Raw genomic sequence first — 1,264 nt, forward strand, 5'->3', positions numbered from 1 at the left:
ACGACGAACACATTCGCTGAGATCAGCGCGATGATCGACCACGGCGCATCCAACTGGGCGCTGGTGGTGCCATCGGAAGCGGTGGCGAGTTCCGCGAACGAGAATGACACCGCCATCATCGCCAGTGAGATTCCCATCAGGAATGAACCGGCCAGCAGCATCTTCCGACGCCCGACCTTGTCGACGAGAAGAATCGCCACGATTGTCACGACGATGTTCGTCACAGAAGTGATGACCGAAGTGAGAAGAGCACTTGATTCGTCGAATCCGACCGACTTCCACAACGTCGTCGAATAGTAGAAGATGACGTTGATTCCGACGAACTGCTGGAAGACAGACAGCAGGACTCCGATCCAGACGATCGGCTTGAGGCCGAACCGTTTGCCGATGAGGTCTCTGAAGGACTCTTTGTCTTCCCGTCGGATCGAGTCGCCGATCCGTTCGATGAGGGAATCGGTGTCGGTGACCCCGGTGAAGTCACGCAGGACTCGCGTGGCCTCATCCTCTCTGCCGCGGGCCACCAGGAACCGTGGGGATTCCGGAAGGCCGAGTGCCATGAGTCCGTAGACCAGAGCGGGCAGCGTTTCGATCATGAACATCCAGCGCCAGGTCTCGATTCCGAACCACAGCACATCGGCGGCCCCGCCGGACAGTGACGCCAACAGCGCATTCGACAGCAGTGCCGCAAAGATTCCGGTCACGATCGCCAACTGCTGCAGCGACCCGAGGCGACCGCGCACCCGGGCGGGGGACACCTCGGCGATGTAGGCAGGAGCGATGACGGAAGCGGCACCTACGCCGAGTCCCCCGACCACGCGCCAGATGATGACATCCGTGACGCCCAAGGCCAGGCCCGCACCGATGGCAGAGACGAAGAACAGAGCCGCGGCGACGACCATGACGGGGAGCCTGCCGTAGCGATTGGCCAGAGTGCCGGCGAACCAGGCTCCGAGTGCGCACGCCAGCAGTGCCGAGTCGACTGCGTAGCCCTCCCGCCCAGCACTGAGGGCGAACTCCTCTGCCAAGGCATCGACGGCGCCGTTGATGACAGCCGTGTCGAAGCCGAAGAGGAACCCGCCCAGCCCGGTGGCCAGTGAGATTCCGACGATACGGAAGTTCACCCGTTCTCGACCGTGCAGTCTGCCATCGGGGGATGGGTCGTTCTGAGGCACGTGGGTCTCCTCCTGAGGATGTCCTTGGGCACACGGTGCGAATGTGACGTCGTTGAACGCCACCCCAGGGTATTCCACTGACAAGCTGCTGC

General features: G+C 62.2%; 1 protein-coding gene. It reads right to left on the reverse strand.

Going from position 1 to position 1,264, the window contains the following annotated elements; genetic code table 11:
• On the reverse strand, nucleotides 1–1,109 hold a 1,109-nt coding region (locus BLIN9172_RS17805), incomplete at its 3' end, for a sugar porter family MFS transporter (protein ID WP_219618612.1).
• Nucleotides 1,110–1,264: the final 155 nt, after the last annotated feature.

The organism is Brevibacterium linens ATCC 9172, assembly GCF_900169165.1.
GTDB classification, from domain to species: domain Bacteria; phylum Actinomycetota; class Actinomycetes; order Actinomycetales; family Brevibacteriaceae; genus Brevibacterium; species Brevibacterium linens.